Consider the following 16,553-nt stretch of genomic DNA (forward strand, 5'->3'; position numbering starts at 1 on the left):
TTACCTGCTTTCTGTTTTAATTTGCCACGTACATCTGTTTGTACGGATTTTTGCTGTCTGGCGTGATAACTGTAAAGGGTTCAGATAAAATCCCGTCAAGAGAATACCCAAAGTCCGCGCAATATTCCGACAGGTATTCACGGATTTCCTCCAGATCCTCATCCCCGGCTGTTTTTGCAGTTACCTGCCCTGAAAAGCGTATGTTTCCGCAGTCTCCGCGCAGAAACATTTTCCCGCCGTGCATACCGGTACATGGAAAATTCCCTACAATGCTTTTGCTGTTTTTGTGAAGTCCAAGAACTATGATAATACCGCCGGCCTGGTATTCTCCCAGAAAGCTCCCTGCGCATCCGCCGATGATCATAACGGGGATTTTTTCTTTGTAAGCCTTCATATGGATTCCGGCGCGGTATCCGGCATTGCCCTGTACATAGATTTTTCCGCCCCTCATGGCATAACCGGCAGCGTCTCCGATGTTTCCATAAATCAGTATTTTCCCTTCATTCATGGTATCGCCTACGGCGTCCTGGGCATTTCCGTTTACAGTAATATGAGAATCATTTAAGTATGCGCCCAGTGCATTTCCGGGGATTCCGTGGATCGTGACGTTTTTTCCAGACATACCGGCGGCGATAAAACGCTGTCCGCAGCAGCCCTCGATCGTACAGTCCTCATCCGTATTGCGGAGCTTTTCATTTACAGCTTTATAATCTGAATTTGCAGCATCGATGATTAGCATATTGTACCATACCTCCAAAAAAATGTTTACGTTTTTTTGCAGAAATATTATTCTCCTGCATGAGAGATTCCCAGTATTTCAAGTTCTTTTTCCGTAAGCCCTATTCCCCTCAGCATCAGACGGTTTCCGCGCAGTACCTCGATGGAGTTGATCCCCATTCCTCCCATCAGTTCTTTTATTTCATGATTCCACGCAGTCATCAGGTTGACCAGCCGCTTTTTTCCTGTTTCCGGGTTCAGCCGTTTTACCAGCTCTGGACGCTGAGTGGCGATACCCCAGTTGCACTTGCCGGTCTGACAGCTCTGGCACAGGTGGCATCCAAGAGCCAGCAGTGCGGCAGTGCCCACATAGCAGGCGTCTGCCCCCAGCGCAACGGCCTTTATAACATCGGAAGCGCTCCGGATGCTTCCTCCAACTACCAGAGATACATCGTTGCGGATGCCTTCGTCGCGCAGACGCTGATCAACAGCCGCCAGGGCAAGCTCTATGGGAATTCCCACATTGTCCCTGATCCTGGTGGGAGCAGCGCCTGTGCCGCCGCGGAAACCGTCGATGGCAATGATGTCGGCGCCGCTTCTTGCGATTCCGCTTGCGATTGCTGCGATATTATGTACTGCGGCAACCTTAACGATAACCGGTTTTTTGTATTCCGAAGCTTCTTTCAGGGAGAAAACAAGCTGACGCAAATCCTCGATGGAATAGATATCGTGATGGGGGGCCGGAGAGATGGCGTCAGAGCCTTCCGGGATCATTCGCGTGCGTGAGACGTCTCCCACAATTTTTGCCCCGGGAAGATGGCCTCCGATCCCGGGCTTTGCGCCCTGTCCCATTTTGATTTCAATGGCAGCTCCGGCATTTAAATACTTTTCATGGACGCCGAAACGTCCGGAAGCGACCTGGACGATGGTATTTTCACCATAACAGTAAAAATCCTCGTGGAGACCGCCTTCGCCGGTATTGTAAAGGATTCCCAGTTCTGTGGCTGCCAGGGCAAGGGATTTGTGGGCATTGTAGCTGATGGAACCATAGCTCATGGCGGAAAACATAACAGGCATGGAAAGCTCCAGCTGGGGCGGAAGCTGGCAGTCCAGCTTTCCTTCTGCATTGCGGCTTACTCTCTGGGGCTTTTTCCCCAGATAGGTTCTGGTTTCCATTGGTTCCCGAAGAGGATCAATGGAGGGATTTGTTACCTGGGAGGCATTGATCAGTATTTTATCCCAGTAAACGGGGAAGGGCTTGGGATTGCCCATAGAAGAAAGAAGAACGCCTCCGCTGTTTGCCTGCTTATAGATCTCTTTAATCGTATTGCTCTGCCAGTTGGAGTTTTCCCTGAGAGAGCAGTCGGTTTTTACGATCTTCAGCGCTCTGGTTGGACAGAAGGAAACGCACCGCTGGCAGTTTACGCATTTTGATTCGTCACACTTCATGACTCCCAGTTCCTCATCATAGCTGTGAACCTCATTGGCACATTGCCGTTCGCACGCATGACAGACCGTGCAGCGGTCTTCGTTTCGGATTACTTCAAATTCCGGATAGATAAATTCGATACCCATTAAAACGCACCTTCCTTTACTTTTACAATAACAGGCTCTCCGCCGGCGGGAGACCAGATATTTTCTGCATTTGGTTCCATGGTCCGGATCGCGGCTTCCTCACTGGCAATAAAAACCTTATCATCTTTTTCTCCGATTACCATGGAGCGGAGCTTCAAGCGGTCATTGAGAGCCATCAGTCCGCCGTTAAAGCCTAAAACGATAGAGAACGGGCCGGTGATCAGCAGGCTGGAAAACATGGTTCTTAAATAGGTATGTTTTTTCTGATCCTCCAGATCTGTTTTTGAAGCGATGGTACTCCAAAAAGGCGCCGCAATGACGCTTGCGGCTTCACCGAGGGTAAGTCCCTGTACGCGGAGCAGATAATCCATGATATAGGTAATTACTTCTGTGTCCGTCTGAAGGGTGCATTTATAGCCGAACATTTCGATAAAGCGGCGGTTAGCGTCATAAGAGGAGATTTCACCGTTATGTACGATGGAATAATCCAGTAATGTAAAGGGATGCGCTCCGCCCCACCATCCCGGGGTGTTTGTGGGATAACGTCCATGGGCAGTCCATGAGTAACCTTCATATTCTTCCAGTTTATAAAAGACGCCTACATCCTCGGGAAATCCGACTGCTTTAAATGTACCCATGTTTTTTCCGCTGGAGAAAACATATGCTCCGGACATTTCCGCATTGATTTTCATAACCGTCTGGGCAACAAATTCTTTTTCATCCAGCTGCATCGAAGCCAGAACCGATTTTAAGGGTGCGACGAAATATCTCCATATAATAGGTTCATCTGTGATCGCCGGGAGCTTACGGGTAGGGATAACCTCGGATTGAACGATCTCAAATTGTTCCTTTAAAAAAGCTTCGCATTTCTTTCTTGTATCGCGGGTGTCAAAAAACATATGCAGTGCGTAAAATTCTTTATATTCAGGATAAATGCCGTAGCCTGCAAAGCCGCCGCCCAATCCGTTGGAGCGGTCATGCATAGGCTTCATGGAATTTGTGATACTTTCGCCGGACATCTTATTTCCATCTTTGGAAATTACTGCCGAGATTGCACAGCCTGAAGGGATTCTCACCTGACCTTCGATCTTCATACATTTTGTACCTTCCTTTCAATAAATAAAAAAGCAGGGACATTCATTTTTAAGCAGAATTTTCTCTGATTTAAAAATGAACGCCCTTGCTCATATTCACTATTTATACAGCTCTGAACAGGGTTTGTCAAGAGGTTTGTCAGGAGAAAAAAGTGCTTGACAAATGATTTTTCGGGGTGTATTATGCCACACATAAAGGCAAGGATGTCTTTTGCAGCACAGGAAAGGTGCTGTGAAGGACATCCTTGCTTTTTGTATTAAAAATATGCTGCTGGAGAGGAGATTGTTATGAAAAAGGTATCAGATTATTTTGGATGTAAGGTATTTGACGACAGAGTAATGAAAGCAAGACTGTCATCAAAGGTATATCAGTCGCTGAGAAAAACCATTGATGAAGGCGCAAAGCTTGATATCAGTGTGGCGAATGCCGTTGCGGCAGCCATGAAAGATTGGGCGGTTGAAAATGGAGCGACACATTATACACACTGGTTTCAGCCCCTTACCGGCGTAACGGCAGAAAAGCATGACAGTTTTATTTCCCCGTCGCCGGATGGCGGTGTGATTATGGAATTTTCAGGAAAAGAACTGATCAAGGGAGAACCTGACGCATCTTCTTTTCCGTCCGGCGGCCTTAGGGCTACCTTTGAGGCAAGGGGATATACGGCATGGGATCCTACCTCATACGCATTTATTAAAGGGAAGTCACTGTGCATCCCCACTGCATTCTGTTCTTATGGGGGAGAGGCGCTTGATAAAAAAACTCCCCTTCTCCGCTCCATGGAAGCCTTAAACAGACAGGCTATGCGTATCCTCCATCTTTTTGGAAATGAGGATGTGAAATGTGTCCGCACCTCGGTCGGTCCGGAGCAGGAGTATTTCCTTATTACAGAGGAAATGTATGAGCAGAGAAAGGATATCCGTTTTACAGGGCGTACCCTTTTCGGCGCGAAGCCGCCAAAGGGGCAGGAGATGGATGATCATTATTTTGGCGTAATTAAGCCGAGAGTAGCCGCCTATATGGATGAGCTGAATGAAGAACTCTGGAAGCTGGGGATTCTTGCAAAAACAGAGCATAACGAAGTAGCTCCGGCACAGCACGAGCTTGCCCCCATCTATACCACAACCAATATTGCAACCGATCATAATCAGCTTACTATGGAAATAATGCAGAAGGTAGCGGCAAAGCATGGTCTGGTATGCCTTCTCCACGAAAAGCCTTTTGCAGGAGTCAATGGAAGCGGTAAGCACAACAACTGGTCCCTGGCAACGGATAAGGGCGTAAACCTGCTTTCGCCGGGTGAAACACCCTATGAGAACGCACAGTTTTTATTATTCCTGTGTGCAGTGATCAAAGCGGTAGATGATTATCAGGATCTGCTCCGCCTTTCCGTGGCAACAGCAGGAAATGATCACCGGCTTGGAGCAAATGAAGCGCCTCCCGCAGTGGTATCCATCTTCCTTGGAGATGAATTAAACGGGGTTCTGGAGGCAATAGAGAACGATACCCCATATGCGGGCACAGAAAAAACCCAGATGAAGCTGGGAGTAAATGTGCTCCCCAAATTTAACAGGGATACCACGGATCGCAACCGTACTTCACCCTTTGCATTTACCGGAAATAAGTTCGAGTTCCGTATGCTGGGCTCATCCAACAGTATTGCCTGCGCCAATATCATGTTAAACAGCGCAGTAGCCGAAAGCCTGAAAATCTATGCAGACCGACTGGAAAAAGCAGAGGATTTTGAAAGCGCTTTACATGAAATGATCCGAAAGACCATCAAAGACCATAAGCATATTATCTTTAATGGAAATGGATATGATGATACATGGATTAAGGAAGCTACGGAGAAGAGGGGACTTCTCAACTACCGGACCACGCCAGACTGCATGCCTCATCTTCTGGATGAAAAAAATGTACGGATGCTTACCTCCCATAAAGTATTTTCAGAGGCAGAATTAAAATCCAGATGCGAGATCATGCTGGATAACTACTGCAAGACCGTGCTGATCGAGGCAAACACCATGATCGATATGGCAAAAACAGAGATTGCCCCGGCCGTAAGCGAATACGTACTGGAGCTTGCCAAAACAGCGGCTGCAAAGAAAGCGGCAGAGAGCTCGATTTCCTGCAATTATGAAACCGGACTGCTGAAGAAGCTGGCAATTCTGGAGGATCAGATCATGATCAAGGCAGAGGAATTGGAGGATGCAGTGCTTAAGGTTCAGGATATTACGGATATCACTGAGGAATCCTGCATGATCCGGGACAGGGTTTTAAGTAAAATGGGAGAGCTGCGAATCGCCTGCGACAGTGCAGAAACCATGACCGCAAAGAAATTCTGGCCCTTCCCGACTTACGGAGATTTATTATTCAGCGTAAGATAAGTTTCGGCGGAAACTCTGGATCATACAACAACAGAAAGAAGGAATGTTTATGACGTACAGTGCGGTTAACACAATCTGGGTACTGTTTGGAGCAGCAATGGTATTTTTCATGCAGGCAGGTTTTTCTATGTGTGAAGCAGGTTTTACCAGAGCAAAAAATACCGGAAATATCCTGATGAAAAATCTGATGGACTTTTGCATTGGCACTCCTGCCTTCTGGCTGGTAGGCTTTGGACTTATGTTCGGCGCAGGTTCCGGCGTCATAGGAACCTTTGATCCCCTGGTCGGAGGAGATTACAGCCACATCCTGCCTGCCGGTGTCCCCCTTTGGGCGTTTGTGATATTTCAAACTGTATTCTGCGCCACATCAGCCACAATCGTTTCCGGAGCAATGGCAGAGAGAACAAAATTCAGCGCTTACTGCATTTATTCCGCTGCGATCTCGTTGCTGATCTATCCGGTTTCCGGTCACTGGATCTGGGGAGGCGGCTGGATTGCGCAGATGGGCTTTCATGATTTTGCAGGTTCTACGGCAGTACATATGGTAGGCGGTGTCTGCGCTTTGATCGGCGCCAAAATTCTTGGTCCCCGTATTGGAAAATATGATAAAAACGGAAAACCGCAGGCAATTCTGGGACATAATCTTTCCTTTGCAGCCCTTGGAGTGTTTATTCTCTGGTTCTGCTGGTTCGGATTTAACGGCGCGTCTACGGTAGGCATGGACAGTGACGCGCTGATGGATACGGCGGGACGGGTATTTTTCAATACAAATATGGCGGCAGCCGTAGCCTGCTGTACGACCCTGCTGTTCACGTGGATTCGTTATAAAAAGCCGGATGTTTCCATGACGTATAACGCGGCGCTGGCAGGTCTTGTCGGAATTACGGCCGGATGTGACGCGGTAAGTCCGGTTGGGGCAGCTGTTATTGGGATCATATGCGGAATCCTTATTGTTCTGGCAGTAGAGTTTTTTGATAAGATCGCCAAAATTGACGACCCTGTGGGCGCTGTGTCCGTTCACTGCGTGTGCGGCGCGACAGGAACCATACTCACCGGCCTGTTTGCAACAGGCGTAACGACAGAAGCAGGTCTTTTTTATGGCGGCGGAGTCCATCTGTTGGCAGTTCAGGCAGCAGGCGTCGTCTCTGTGGCAATATACGTGGCGGTTGTTATTACGATTGTATTTCTAGCGATCAAATATACCATTGGGCTCCGGGCCGATGCAGAGGATGAGATTGCCGGACTGGACGTATCAGAACACGGTCTTTTAACCGCCTATGCAGGCTTTGCAATGCAGCCGGATATTGCGGCAGAGGGTGAGGCTGTTCCGGCTGCAGTAACCGGAGAGGTTCCGGCTGCAGAAGCGATTCCGGTTAAAAAAGTGCCGTCTTTTGAAGAAGGAACCCCTAAATTTACGAAAATTGAGATCGTATGCAGGGAATCCAAATTTGAAGCGCTGAAGAATGCAATGATGAAACTCGGTATTACCGGTATGACCGTATCCCATGTATTAGGCTGCGGCGCACAGAAAGGGAAACCGGAGTATTACCGTGGAGTACAGGTAGAAGCCAGCCTGCTCCCGAAGGTACAGGTGGAGATTGTAGTCAGTGCGGTTCCGGTCCGTAAGGTGATTGAAACGGCAAAGAAGGTTCTTTATACCGGCCATATCGGAGACGGCAAGATTTTTGTTTATGATGTGGAAAATGTAGTAAAGGTAAGAACAGGAGAAGAGGGCTTTGACGCCCTGCAGGACGTAGAATAAAAAAGGAAACTTAAGATTTTGGAGGTATGTTCCTATGTGTTCCATCATGGGTTATTGCAGCCGCAATGCGGTTCTGAGCAGTTTTATGGAAGGATTTCAAAAAACCATATCAAGGGGGCCGGATGACAGCAGAGTGGTTGAAACGAGCGATGGAATTCTTGGATTCCACCGATTAGCCATTATGGGCCTGACTCCGTCGGGAATGCAGCCCTTCCGGCTCGGAAACAGCTATGTAGTCTGTAATGGAGAAATTTATGGATTTGAGAAGCTGAAAAAAGAGCTGTCAGTAAAATATACGTTTGAAAGCAATTCGGATTGTGAAATTCTGCTGCCAATGTATCGGGAATACGGCACAGATATGTTTGCCATGCTGGATGCGGAATTTGCCTGCATCCTCTACGATGGGGAAGCAGGGGAGTTTATCGCAGCAAGAGATCCCATTGGAATCCGCCCACTGTATTATGGATATGATAAAGATCACGCGATCATATTTGCCAGTGAACCCAAAAATCTGACAGGGCTTACGGACAGGATCATGCCGTTTCCTCCGGGACATTATTATAAAAAGGGACAGTTTATCTGTTACTGCGATATAGCCAAAGTCCATAGGATCTGTTATGATGATCTGGAAACTGCCTGCGGGAAGATTCATGATAAGCTGGTGGCAGGTGTGGAGAAACGCCTGATAGCAGATGCAAAGGTGGGATTCCTGCTTTCCGGCGGCCTGGATTCGTCCTTAGTGTGTGCGATTGCAGCAAAGAAAAGCAGCGAGCCGATCAAGACCTTTGCCATCGGAATGAGCGAAGATGCCATCGACTTAAAATATGCAAGGCAGGTGGCGGATTATATAGGAAGCGACCATACAGAGGTTTACATGACGCCGGATGAGGTACTGTCCTCTCTGAAAAATGTGATTCAGCTGTTAGGAACCTATGATATAACCACAATCCGCGCATCCATAGGAATGTATCTGGTGTGTAAGGCAATCCATAACCAGACAGATATCCGAGTTCTTTTAACTGGAGAGATCTCAGACGAGCTGTTCGGCTATAAATATACAGACTTTGCACCGGACGGGAAGGCTTTTCAGGAGGAATCCCAGAAACGGGTTCGTGAACTGCATATGTACGATGTACTGCGTGCAGACCGCTGTATTTCTGTAAACTCCCTGGAGGCAAGGGTTCCCTTTGGAGATCTTGATTTCGTAAAGTATGTGATGGCGCTGGATCCGGAATTGAAACTGAATACCTACGGAAAGGGAAAATATCTGCTCCGCCATGCCTTCGAACAGGGCGGTTATCTTCCGGACACAATCCTTTGGAGAGAGAAAGCTGCCTTTTCAGATGCAGTAGGCCATTCCATGGTTGATTATCTGAAGGAATATGCAGAAAGCCAATATACAGATGAAGAATTTAAAAGCAGATGTGAACGTTATATGTATGCCCGTCCTTTTACAAAAGAGTCATTATTATACAGGGAGATTTTTGAAACTTTCTATCCGGGACAGGCAGAGATGGTAGTTGATTTTTGGATGCCAAACAAAACGTGGAAGGGATGTAACGTAAATGACCCATCTGCGCGTGTGCTTTCTAACTACGGAGACAGCGGAAAATAAAATAACCACTCTTTTTTCTGTATGATCGCTAAAGTTCTGTAATTATTATTAAAATACAGATTCGAAACCCTGTCCCTGTGGCTGGAGCGTCACGCAGTACAATAGGATAAGGAGATATGTGGAAAGAGTTTTACCATATGGCAAATGACTACGTTGATCATATTACTCTTTCAGACCTGATGGGACAGAATATCCGAAGCGATAGGGCTGAGCGAATTTCAGAAAAAACGGATTGACAAGATAGGGCTTAAGAGGTAGAATAGCGTCCATAAAGGCAAAGGCGTCTTTAAGTTTAGATAAACTTAAAGGCCTCTTTGCCCTTTTTGCGTTCAAAAATGGAGGAAAGACAATGACAAAATACATTTTTGTGACCGGAGGAGTGGTGTCCGGCCTGGGAAAAGGAATTACAGCTGCTTCTCTTGGACGGCTTTTAAAGGCAAGGGGGTTAAAGGTTGCAGCCCAGAAGCTGGATCCCTATATTAACGTAGATCCCGGTACGATGAGCCCTTATCAGCATGGGGAAGTGTATGTGACGGAAGACGGGGCGGAAACCGATCTGGATCTGGGACATTATGAGCGGTTCATCGATGAAGATCTGAATCAGTATTCCAATCTGACAACAGGAAAGGTGTACTGGAACGTTCTGAATAAGGAACGGCGAGGAGAATATCTGGGATCGACGGTTCAGGTGATCCCTCATATTACCAATGAGATTAAAGAATTTGTGTACCGCGTAGGAAAAAAGACGGATGCGGATGTGGTGATTACGGAAATCGGCGGAACCATCGGCGATATTGAATCCCAGCCGTTTTTAGAGGCGGTACGCCAGATTTCGCTGGAGGTTGGACAGGAAAACAGCCTGTTTATCCATGTGACGCTTGTTCCTTATCTGAGCGGTTCAGAGGAGCATAAGTCAAAGCCGACACAGCACTCTGTTAAGGAGCTTCGCGGAATGGGGATCAATCCCGGTATTATTGTCCTTCGTTCTGACAGGCCATTAGAGGAATCTGTTTTTCGGAAGATTTCCCTGTTCTGCAATGTCAGGGAAGATTGTGTGATTGAAAACATAACGCTGCCAAATCTCTATGAAGCGCCGCTGATGCTGGAAAAATCCGGTTTTTCCGATGTGGTGTGCAGGGAGCTTCACATTGAGGCGCCAGAGCCGGATCTGACAGACTGGACGGCGATGGTAGAACGGATCCACAACCGCTCTGAAGAAGTACACATTGGCCTGGTTGGAAAGTATGTAAAGCTTCACGACGCCTATCTGTCTGTAGCAGAAGCAATGAATCATGCCGGATATGAAGAGAATGCATTTGTAAAAATCCACTGGATCGATTCCGAAGGGATTACCAGGGAAACTGTAAATGATGTTCTGCATGGACTGGATGGAATTATCGTTCCCGGCGGTTTTGGAAGCCGGGGAATTGAAGGCATGATCCTGTCTGCAAAGTATGCCCGTGAAAACAGGATACCTTATTTTGGCATCTGCCTTGGAATGCAGATTGCTGTTATCGAATTTGCACGGCATGTTCTGGGGCTTACGGATGCCCATTCAGGAGAATTTGACGAGCAGTGCGCCCACAGGGTAATTGATTTTATGCCGGGACAGAGCGGGGAGATTGATAAGGGAGGCACGCTGCGTCTGGGAAGCTATCCCTGCTGCATCAAGGCCGGGACGAAAATGGAAGAGTGCTACGGATCAGAACAGATCCATGAGCGTCACCGCCACCGTTATGAGTTTAATAATGAATATCGCGGGGAGCTGGAGAAAGCTGGACTGGTCATAAGCGGAACTTCTCCAGACGGCAGGCTGGTTGAAACCATAGAGCTGCCGGAGCATCCATTTTTTATAGGCGTACAGTTTCATCCCGAATTTAAGAGCCGCCCCAATCAGCCTCATCCCCTGTTTAAAGGCTTTATTTCTGCGGCATTAAAGCAGACAGAAGAAAAATAGGAGTAGAAATATGTGTGGAATTATCGGATTCGCAGGAAATACAGAGGCGGTTTCCGTACTGTTGGACGGTTTAAAACGGCTGGAATACAGAGGATATGATTCGGCAGGCGTTGCGGTTGTGATATTGATAAACCGAGAAATCTGGCAAAATCGGTTACGGTAGAGTAAGGAAAGATCAGTAGGAGGAAATAACGGGATGGGAATTCATGAGGAATGCGGCGTATTTGGAGTAATGAACAAAAAAAAGGAGCCTGTGGCAGAGCTGGTTTATTACGGACTCTATGCATTGCAGCACAGAGGACAGGAAAGCTGCGGGATCGTTGTCAATGACGACGGAGTATTTTCTTCCTATAAAGACCTTGGGCTTGTAAGCGAAGTATTTTCTAAAGATACACTATCCCATCTGCCGGAGGGAACTATAGCTGTGGGACATGTAAGATATGGAACCACAGGAGGAAACACGAGAAGCAACTGCCAGCCCATTGAAGTCAATCACCAGAAGGGGAAAATGGCTCTGGCTCACAATGGAAATCTGAGCAATGCTCTGGAGCTTCGCGACAGGCTGGAGTTGTCAGGAGCTATTTTTCATACCACCAGCGATACGGAAACCATCGCATATATTATTACCAGAGAACGGCTGAAGACACCCAGTATTGAAGAAGCTGTAAGCAATGCGATGGAGTCGCTGGAAGGGGCCTATTCCCTGGTTCTTATGTCTTCCACGAAGATGATCGCCGCCCGCGACCCCTATGGCTTCAGACCCCTGTGCTATGGAAAGATGCCGGACGGCGCTTATGTTGTGGCTTCAGAAAGCTGCGCATTGTCAGCAGTGGGGGCAGAGTTTATCAGAGACGTACTGCCGGGAGAAATCCTGGTTTTTCATCCGGATGGTGTGGAATCCAGAAGAGAGCATTGCGGAAAACAGAAGAAAAAAACCTGTATTTTTGAGTATATCTATTTTGCCAGACCGGATTCTGTGATAGACGGAGTATCTGTCCATGAATCGCGGATAAGGGCTGGGGAACTGCTGGCGGAGACCTATCCGGCAGACGCGGATATTGTGATCGGAGTTCCGGACAGCGGTCTGGACGCTGCCCTGGGCTTTGCTAAAAAATCCGGCATTCCCTATGGCATAGGACTGATTAAAAACAAATATATTGGACGGACGTTTATATCTCCGGGGCAGAGCGAACGTCTGGATCAGGTAAAAATCAAGCTTTCTCCTGTAAAAAGTGTGATTGAGGGGAAAAATGTGGTTCTGATCGATGATTCCATTGTCAGAGGAACGACCAGCAGGCGTATCGTAAAGCTTTTGCGCGAAGCGGGAGCAAAGGAGATCCATATGAGGATTTCCGCGCCTCCCTTCCTGCATCCCTGCTACTATGGAACAGATATTGATTCAGAAGAAAATCTGATTGCCAGCCATCACAGTACAGCGGAAATCGCGAAGTTGATCGGAGTCGATTCTCTGGGATATCTGCAGGTGGATCAGCTGAACAGGCTGATTGACGGCAATGACTATTGCGCAGCCTGTTTTCATGGACAATATCCTACAAAAATACCAACGGATCTTCGGAAAGACCGATTTGAAAGAAAGCTGTCTGAGAGGAACAATCAGTAGAAAGGAATAAAATCTATGATACCGAATACCAATTACAATAATCTGAAGGAATCCTATCTGTTTTATCATATTGCCCAGAAAACAAAGAGTTATCTGGAAGAGCATCCGGAGGCGCATCTGTATCGTATGGGAATCGGAGACGTATCCCTTCCTCTCTGCGGCGAGGTGATCAAAGCACTTCACAAAGCAGTCGACGATCAGGGGGAAAAGAGCCGTTTTCACGGCTATATGCCGGAGTGCGGAGACCCTGAACTGAGAAAGATAATTGCTGAATATTATAAAAAAAGAGGCGTAGGGCTTTCACAGAAGGAAGTATTTATTTCCAGCGGGGCAAGTGACGAGCTGGGAGATATTCTCGATCTGTTTGGCAGGGATAAAACGGTTATGATCATGGAACCGGCCTATCCGGCTTATGTAGACGCCAATATAATCGCAGGGAATAAAATCATTCACATCCCATCGGGAGAGAAGGAGGGATTTCTTCCGCTGCCGGATGAAAGCGTTACAGCGGATGTCATTTACATCTGCTCCCCCAATAACCCTACAGGAGCCGTTTTCAATTATGACAAATTAAAGCAGTGGGTAGATTATGCCAACCGCACGGACGCTGTCCTTTTGTTTGACGCCGCATATGAGGCGTTTATTGAAGATGAGGATGTTCCCCACAGTATTTTTGAAATAGAGGGGGCAAAAAACTGTGCGATCGAAATATGTTCCCTGTCTAAAACAGCGGGCTTCACTGGCACCAGATTGGGCTATACAGTGATTCCTGGAGCGCTGAAACGAAACGGGATGAGCTTAAATGAGATGTGGATACGCAACCGTACAACGAAAACCAACGGGGTATCTTACATTATCCAAAAGGGAGGAGCCGCTGTTTTTACGGAAGAAGGACAGAGGCAGATCCGTGAAAGAATACAGGTTTATAAAAATAATGCGAAGGTATTGATGGATGCCCTTGATCAGCTGGGAATCTGGTATTGCGGCGGAAAAAATGCTCCTTATATCTGGATGAAGTGTCCGAATGGAATGGGAAGCTGGGAATTTTTCGATTATCTGCTTCATGAAATCCAGGTGGTGGGAACTCCGGGAGAAGGCTTTGGAGCCTGCGGCGAGGGATATTTCCGTTTTTCTACCTTTGGCTCGCCGGAGGATACGAAAGAGGCAGCCGGGCGGCTTGTGAAGCTGCTTGCCCGATAAAAACAATAAAAAGCCAGTGGTATTACATTGCCCTTTGGGCTGTAAATACGACTGGCTTTTTACGGGAAACATGAAAAAAATATAAATATGAATAGACTTTTTCCAGGAGTTCTGTATAATGTTAAAAGCAGTCAAGCAGAAAGAATTTACAAGGAGATTATCATGAGCAAAACAGGGAAAAAGGAGAAAATCAATCTGACAGAGGGAAGTCCGTTCAGGGTCATTATGCAGTTTACGCTTCCTGTAATAGGAGGGAACCTGTTTCAGCTTTTTTATACATTGGCAGACAGTGTGATCGTAGGAAAAACCCTGGGGACTTCTTCTCTGGCGGCAGTAGGGGCTACAAGCATTATCGTATATTTTGTGCTGTGCTTTATTCAGGGAATGACAAATGGTTTTGGCATTTACCTGGGACAGAAAGCAGGAGAGGGGAAGCTGGAAGAGATCAAAAAAGGAGCTGCGGCATCTCTGTGGCTGAGTCTGGTATTTACGGCTGTTATTACGGTTGTATTCTGCGGTCTGGCGCATCCAATCCTGAGATTTATGAAAACGCCTGGAGATATTTATAATGAGGCATACGAATATATGTTTATTGTTCTTTTAGGAAGCGGAGCCACCTTTTTTTACAATATGATATCCAATATACTGCGGGCTCTTGGAGACAGCCGGACGCCCCTGTACTATCTGGTATTTTCTTCTCTGCTGAATATTGTTCTGGATATCCTGTTTATTGTGCCTTTTAAGGGCGGTGTTGCAGGTGCTGCATGGGCTACTGTTTTATCTCAGCTTCTGGCTTCTTTATTATGTGCCGTTTCAGGTGTAAGGAGATATGAGGAGCTAAGGCTGTCACGAAGGGATTTTTCCGGACTAAGGAGGATCTGTATCCGGGAACTCAAAATCGGGTTTCCTATGGGATTTCAGATGTCCGTTATGTGTATAGGCCAGCTTGCCATGCAGAGTGCGGTTAACGGATTTGGAAGTATGGCTGTGGCCGGTTATACGGCGGCTACGAAAGCGGATCAGGTTTCTGTGCTTGTCAATAATGCAACTGCGTCCGCTTTGTCTGCATATGTTTCTCAAAATTATGGAGCCGGAAAATGGAAGCGCATTCGTCAGGGAGTACATGCCGCACTCATCCAGACTCAGTGCCTGAATCTTATGATGGGAGTGGGAATCCTCCTTCTGCGCCGTCCTATTGTGGAAATGTTTCTTGCCAATCCGCCTAAAGAGGTTATCTGGTATTCAAATGGTTATCTGAATTGGGTGGCCCCCTGCTATCTGATACTGGGAGCGCTCAGTATCTACCGCTGTGCCGTTCAGAGTATGCAGAATACAGCGGCACCTTTTATCGCCTGTATGATTGAACTGGTGATGCGTATTGGAAGCACATTGTTTATCTGTTCCCTGTGGGGATACACAGGAGTATGTATTGCCACACCTCTTGCATGGATTGGGGCAGGCAGCTATGTAATGTTTGTGTACTACAACAGTATGCAGCGGAAAATGCTGCCTGCAGACTGCCTTTCGGATACTGTAAAGGGGTAGATGTTAAAACAGTGATATTGACTGTAAATGAAAATCAGTGTAAACTAACCACGGACTTAAATAAACGACGTGGGAGGAAGATGAAATGGATATCAAGCAACTGGAGTTTTTTGTGACCGCCTGTGAACGGGGAAGCCTGTCTCAGGCGGCCATTTGTTTATATACTTCCCAGCCAAATGTGAGCAAAACGATCCGTTCTCTGGAGCGTGAGTTGGGAAGGCCGCTGCTTGAACGCAGCGGAAAAGGCGTTTCTCCAACGGTTTATGGAGAAACCGTTCTGGAATATGCAAAAATGATACTGAAAGCAACGGCGACCATTTCCTCTCTAGCGGTTCCGGATATGAAAAACAGTATCCGGATTTCCACTTATCCAAGCAATATGATCGCAAGGCTTCTGACAGATTTTTATAAAGAATGGGGACATGTGTATTCCATAGAGCACCATGAAGGAACGGTAGAGGACATTACAGAACAGGTACATCAGGGGATTTCTGAGATAGGGATCGTTTATGTGGCACAGCATCAGGTTCAGATCTTCCAGCACATTCTATCCCATAAAAACTTGGAATTCATACCGTTAAAGACGAAGAAAATCTGTCTGTATGTGGGTCCCTGCCATCCTCTGTACCATGAGCAAAGCGTAGACTTTTCTGAGCTTCAGGAGCTGAAATTTGTCCGCGGAGTAAGAGATTTTTTCTCTATGGAGCACCATCTGGAAACAGTCAGCATGGGCGTGATCGATACGAAAGACCTGAACCATGCGGCCTACACCAACAGCGACCATCTGACTGTCAACCTTCTTTTATATACAAATGTATGCAGTCTAGGGCTTGATTTTATGTATGAGCCCTATTCCCAGTATGATTTAAAAGCGCTTCCTATCAATGGCTGTGAACCATTTTTACAGGTTGGTTATGTAAAAGATCCAGCCCGTATTCTTTCCAGGCAGGCAGGATGGATTCTGGAAAAATTTCATCAAATGCTATAACAATTTGTTATGGGGTTGCAGAACAAATTACTATCTGGTAAGTTGAAACTAACTCTGATACAATAATACAGGTCAGACAAAGTTATAAAATTAC

12 protein-coding genes are annotated in these 16,553 nt (G+C 46.8%); 9 read left to right on the top strand and 3 right to left on the bottom strand.

Going from position 1 to position 16,553, the window contains the following annotated elements:
- Positions 1–16: 16 nt before the first annotated feature.
- Genes BN3656_RS11490 through BN3656_RS11500 form a run of 3 tightly spaced genes read right to left on the bottom strand, consistent with a single transcriptional unit; the run spans position 17 to position 3,386 of the window.
- Complete coding sequence (locus BN3656_RS11490) at positions 17–739, bottom strand: glutamate synthase (protein WP_066548213.1); 723 nt, start codon at positions 737–739, stop codon at positions 17–19.
- Between the two features lie 47 nt (positions 740–786).
- Complete coding sequence (locus tag BN3656_RS11495; RefSeq protein WP_066548214.1) at positions 787–2,292, bottom strand: glutamate synthase-related protein; 1,506 nt, start codon at positions 2,290–2,292, stop codon at positions 787–789.
- Positions 2,292–3,386, bottom strand: coding sequence for a hypothetical protein (locus tag BN3656_RS11500; protein WP_066548216.1), 1,095 nt, complete (start codon positions 3,384–3,386; stop codon positions 2,292–2,294). The genes BN3656_RS11495 and BN3656_RS11500 overlap by 1 nt, the downstream gene beginning before the upstream one ends.
- 288 nt (positions 3,387–3,674) lie before the next feature.
- Here BN3656_RS11500 and BN3656_RS11505 point away from each other — a divergent pair, with 288 nt between their 5' ends.
- The 9 genes from BN3656_RS11505 to BN3656_RS11545 all read left to right on the top strand — a co-directional run bounded on the left by BN3656_RS11505 (position 3,675) and on the right by BN3656_RS11545 (position 16,459).
- Entirely contained in the window at positions 3,675–5,771 is a 2,097-nt protein-coding gene (locus BN3656_RS11505; protein WP_066548218.1) for a glutamine synthetase III, read from the top strand.
- A gap of 49 nt (positions 5,772–5,820) precedes the next feature.
- On the top strand, positions 5,821–7,533 hold the full coding sequence (locus tag BN3656_RS11510; protein WP_066548220.1) for an ammonium transporter: 1,713 nt from the start codon (positions 5,821–5,823) through the stop codon (positions 7,531–7,533).
- Positions 7,534–7,567: 34 nt separating this feature from the next.
- Positions 7,568–9,148 (top strand): asparagine synthase B, encoded by a 1,581-nt coding sequence (gene asnB / locus BN3656_RS11515; protein WP_066548222.1) that lies wholly within the window; start codon positions 7,568–7,570, stop codon positions 9,146–9,148.
- Positions 9,149–9,497: 349 nt separating this feature from the next.
- A complete protein-coding gene (locus BN3656_RS11520; protein ID WP_066548223.1) occupies positions 9,498–11,105 on the top strand; it encodes a CTP synthase in 1,608 nt (535 codons plus the stop codon).
- A 10-nt stretch (positions 11,106–11,115) separates the two neighbouring features.
- Positions 11,116–11,268, top strand: a complete 153-nt coding sequence (locus tag BN3656_RS11525) for a hypothetical protein (protein ID WP_331467951.1) — start codon at positions 11,116–11,118, stop codon at positions 11,266–11,268.
- A 33-nt stretch (positions 11,269–11,301) separates the two neighbouring features.
- Positions 11,302–12,726, top strand: a complete 1,425-nt coding sequence (gene purF, locus BN3656_RS11530; RefSeq protein ID WP_066548224.1) for an amidophosphoribosyltransferase — start codon at positions 11,302–11,304, stop codon at positions 12,724–12,726.
- A 15-nt stretch (positions 12,727–12,741) separates the two neighbouring features.
- Positions 12,742–13,926 (top strand): LL-diaminopimelate aminotransferase, encoded by a 1,185-nt coding sequence (locus tag BN3656_RS11535; RefSeq protein WP_066548225.1) that lies wholly within the window; start codon positions 12,742–12,744, stop codon positions 13,924–13,926.
- Between the two features lie 162 nt (positions 13,927–14,088).
- Complete coding sequence (locus tag BN3656_RS11540; protein WP_066548226.1) at positions 14,089–15,471, top strand: MATE family efflux transporter; 1,383 nt, start codon at positions 14,089–14,091, stop codon at positions 15,469–15,471.
- Positions 15,472–15,556: 85 nt separating this feature from the next.
- On the top strand, positions 15,557–16,459 hold the full coding sequence (locus BN3656_RS11545) for a LysR family transcriptional regulator (protein WP_066548227.1): 903 nt from the start codon (positions 15,557–15,559) through the stop codon (positions 16,457–16,459).
- The last annotated feature ends 94 nt before the right edge of the window (positions 16,460–16,553 follow it).

The organism is Clostridium sp. AT4, from assembly GCF_001517625.2.
In the GTDB taxonomy this organism is placed as follows: Bacteria; Bacillota; Clostridia; order Lachnospirales; family Lachnospiraceae; genus Enterocloster.

Coding starts and splice junctions, on each gene's coding strand:
- BN3656_RS11490 (WP_066548213.1), bottom strand. CDS start 739: ATGCTAATCATCGATGCTGCAAATTCAGATTATAAAGCTGTAAATGAA.
- BN3656_RS11495 (WP_066548214.1), bottom strand. CDS start 2,292: ATGGGTATCGAATTTATCTATCCGGAATTTGAAGTAATCCGAAACGAA.
- BN3656_RS11510 (WP_066548220.1), top strand. CDS start 5,821: ATGACGTACAGTGCGGTTAACACAATCTGGGTACTGTTTGGAGCAGCA.
- purF (WP_066548224.1), top strand. CDS start 11,302: ATGGGAATTCATGAGGAATGCGGCGTATTTGGAGTAATGAACAAAAAA.
- BN3656_RS11505 (WP_066548218.1), top strand. CDS start 3,675: ATGAAAAAGGTATCAGATTATTTTGGATGTAAGGTATTTGACGACAGA.
- BN3656_RS11535 (WP_066548225.1), top strand. CDS start 12,742: ATGATACCGAATACCAATTACAATAATCTGAAGGAATCCTATCTGTTT.
- BN3656_RS11545 (WP_066548227.1), top strand. CDS start 15,557: ATGGATATCAAGCAACTGGAGTTTTTTGTGACCGCCTGTGAACGGGGA.
- BN3656_RS11500 (WP_066548216.1), bottom strand. CDS start 3,386: ATGAAGATCGAAGGTCAGGTGAGAATCCCTTCAGGCTGTGCAATCTCG.
- asnB (WP_066548222.1), top strand. CDS start 7,568: ATGTGTTCCATCATGGGTTATTGCAGCCGCAATGCGGTTCTGAGCAGT.
- BN3656_RS11520 (WP_066548223.1), top strand. CDS start 9,498: ATGACAAAATACATTTTTGTGACCGGAGGAGTGGTGTCCGGCCTGGGA.
- BN3656_RS11525 (WP_331467951.1), top strand. CDS start 11,116: ATGTGTGGAATTATCGGATTCGCAGGAAATACAGAGGCGGTTTCCGTA.
- BN3656_RS11540 (WP_066548226.1), top strand. CDS start 14,089: ATGAGCAAAACAGGGAAAAAGGAGAAAATCAATCTGACAGAGGGAAGT.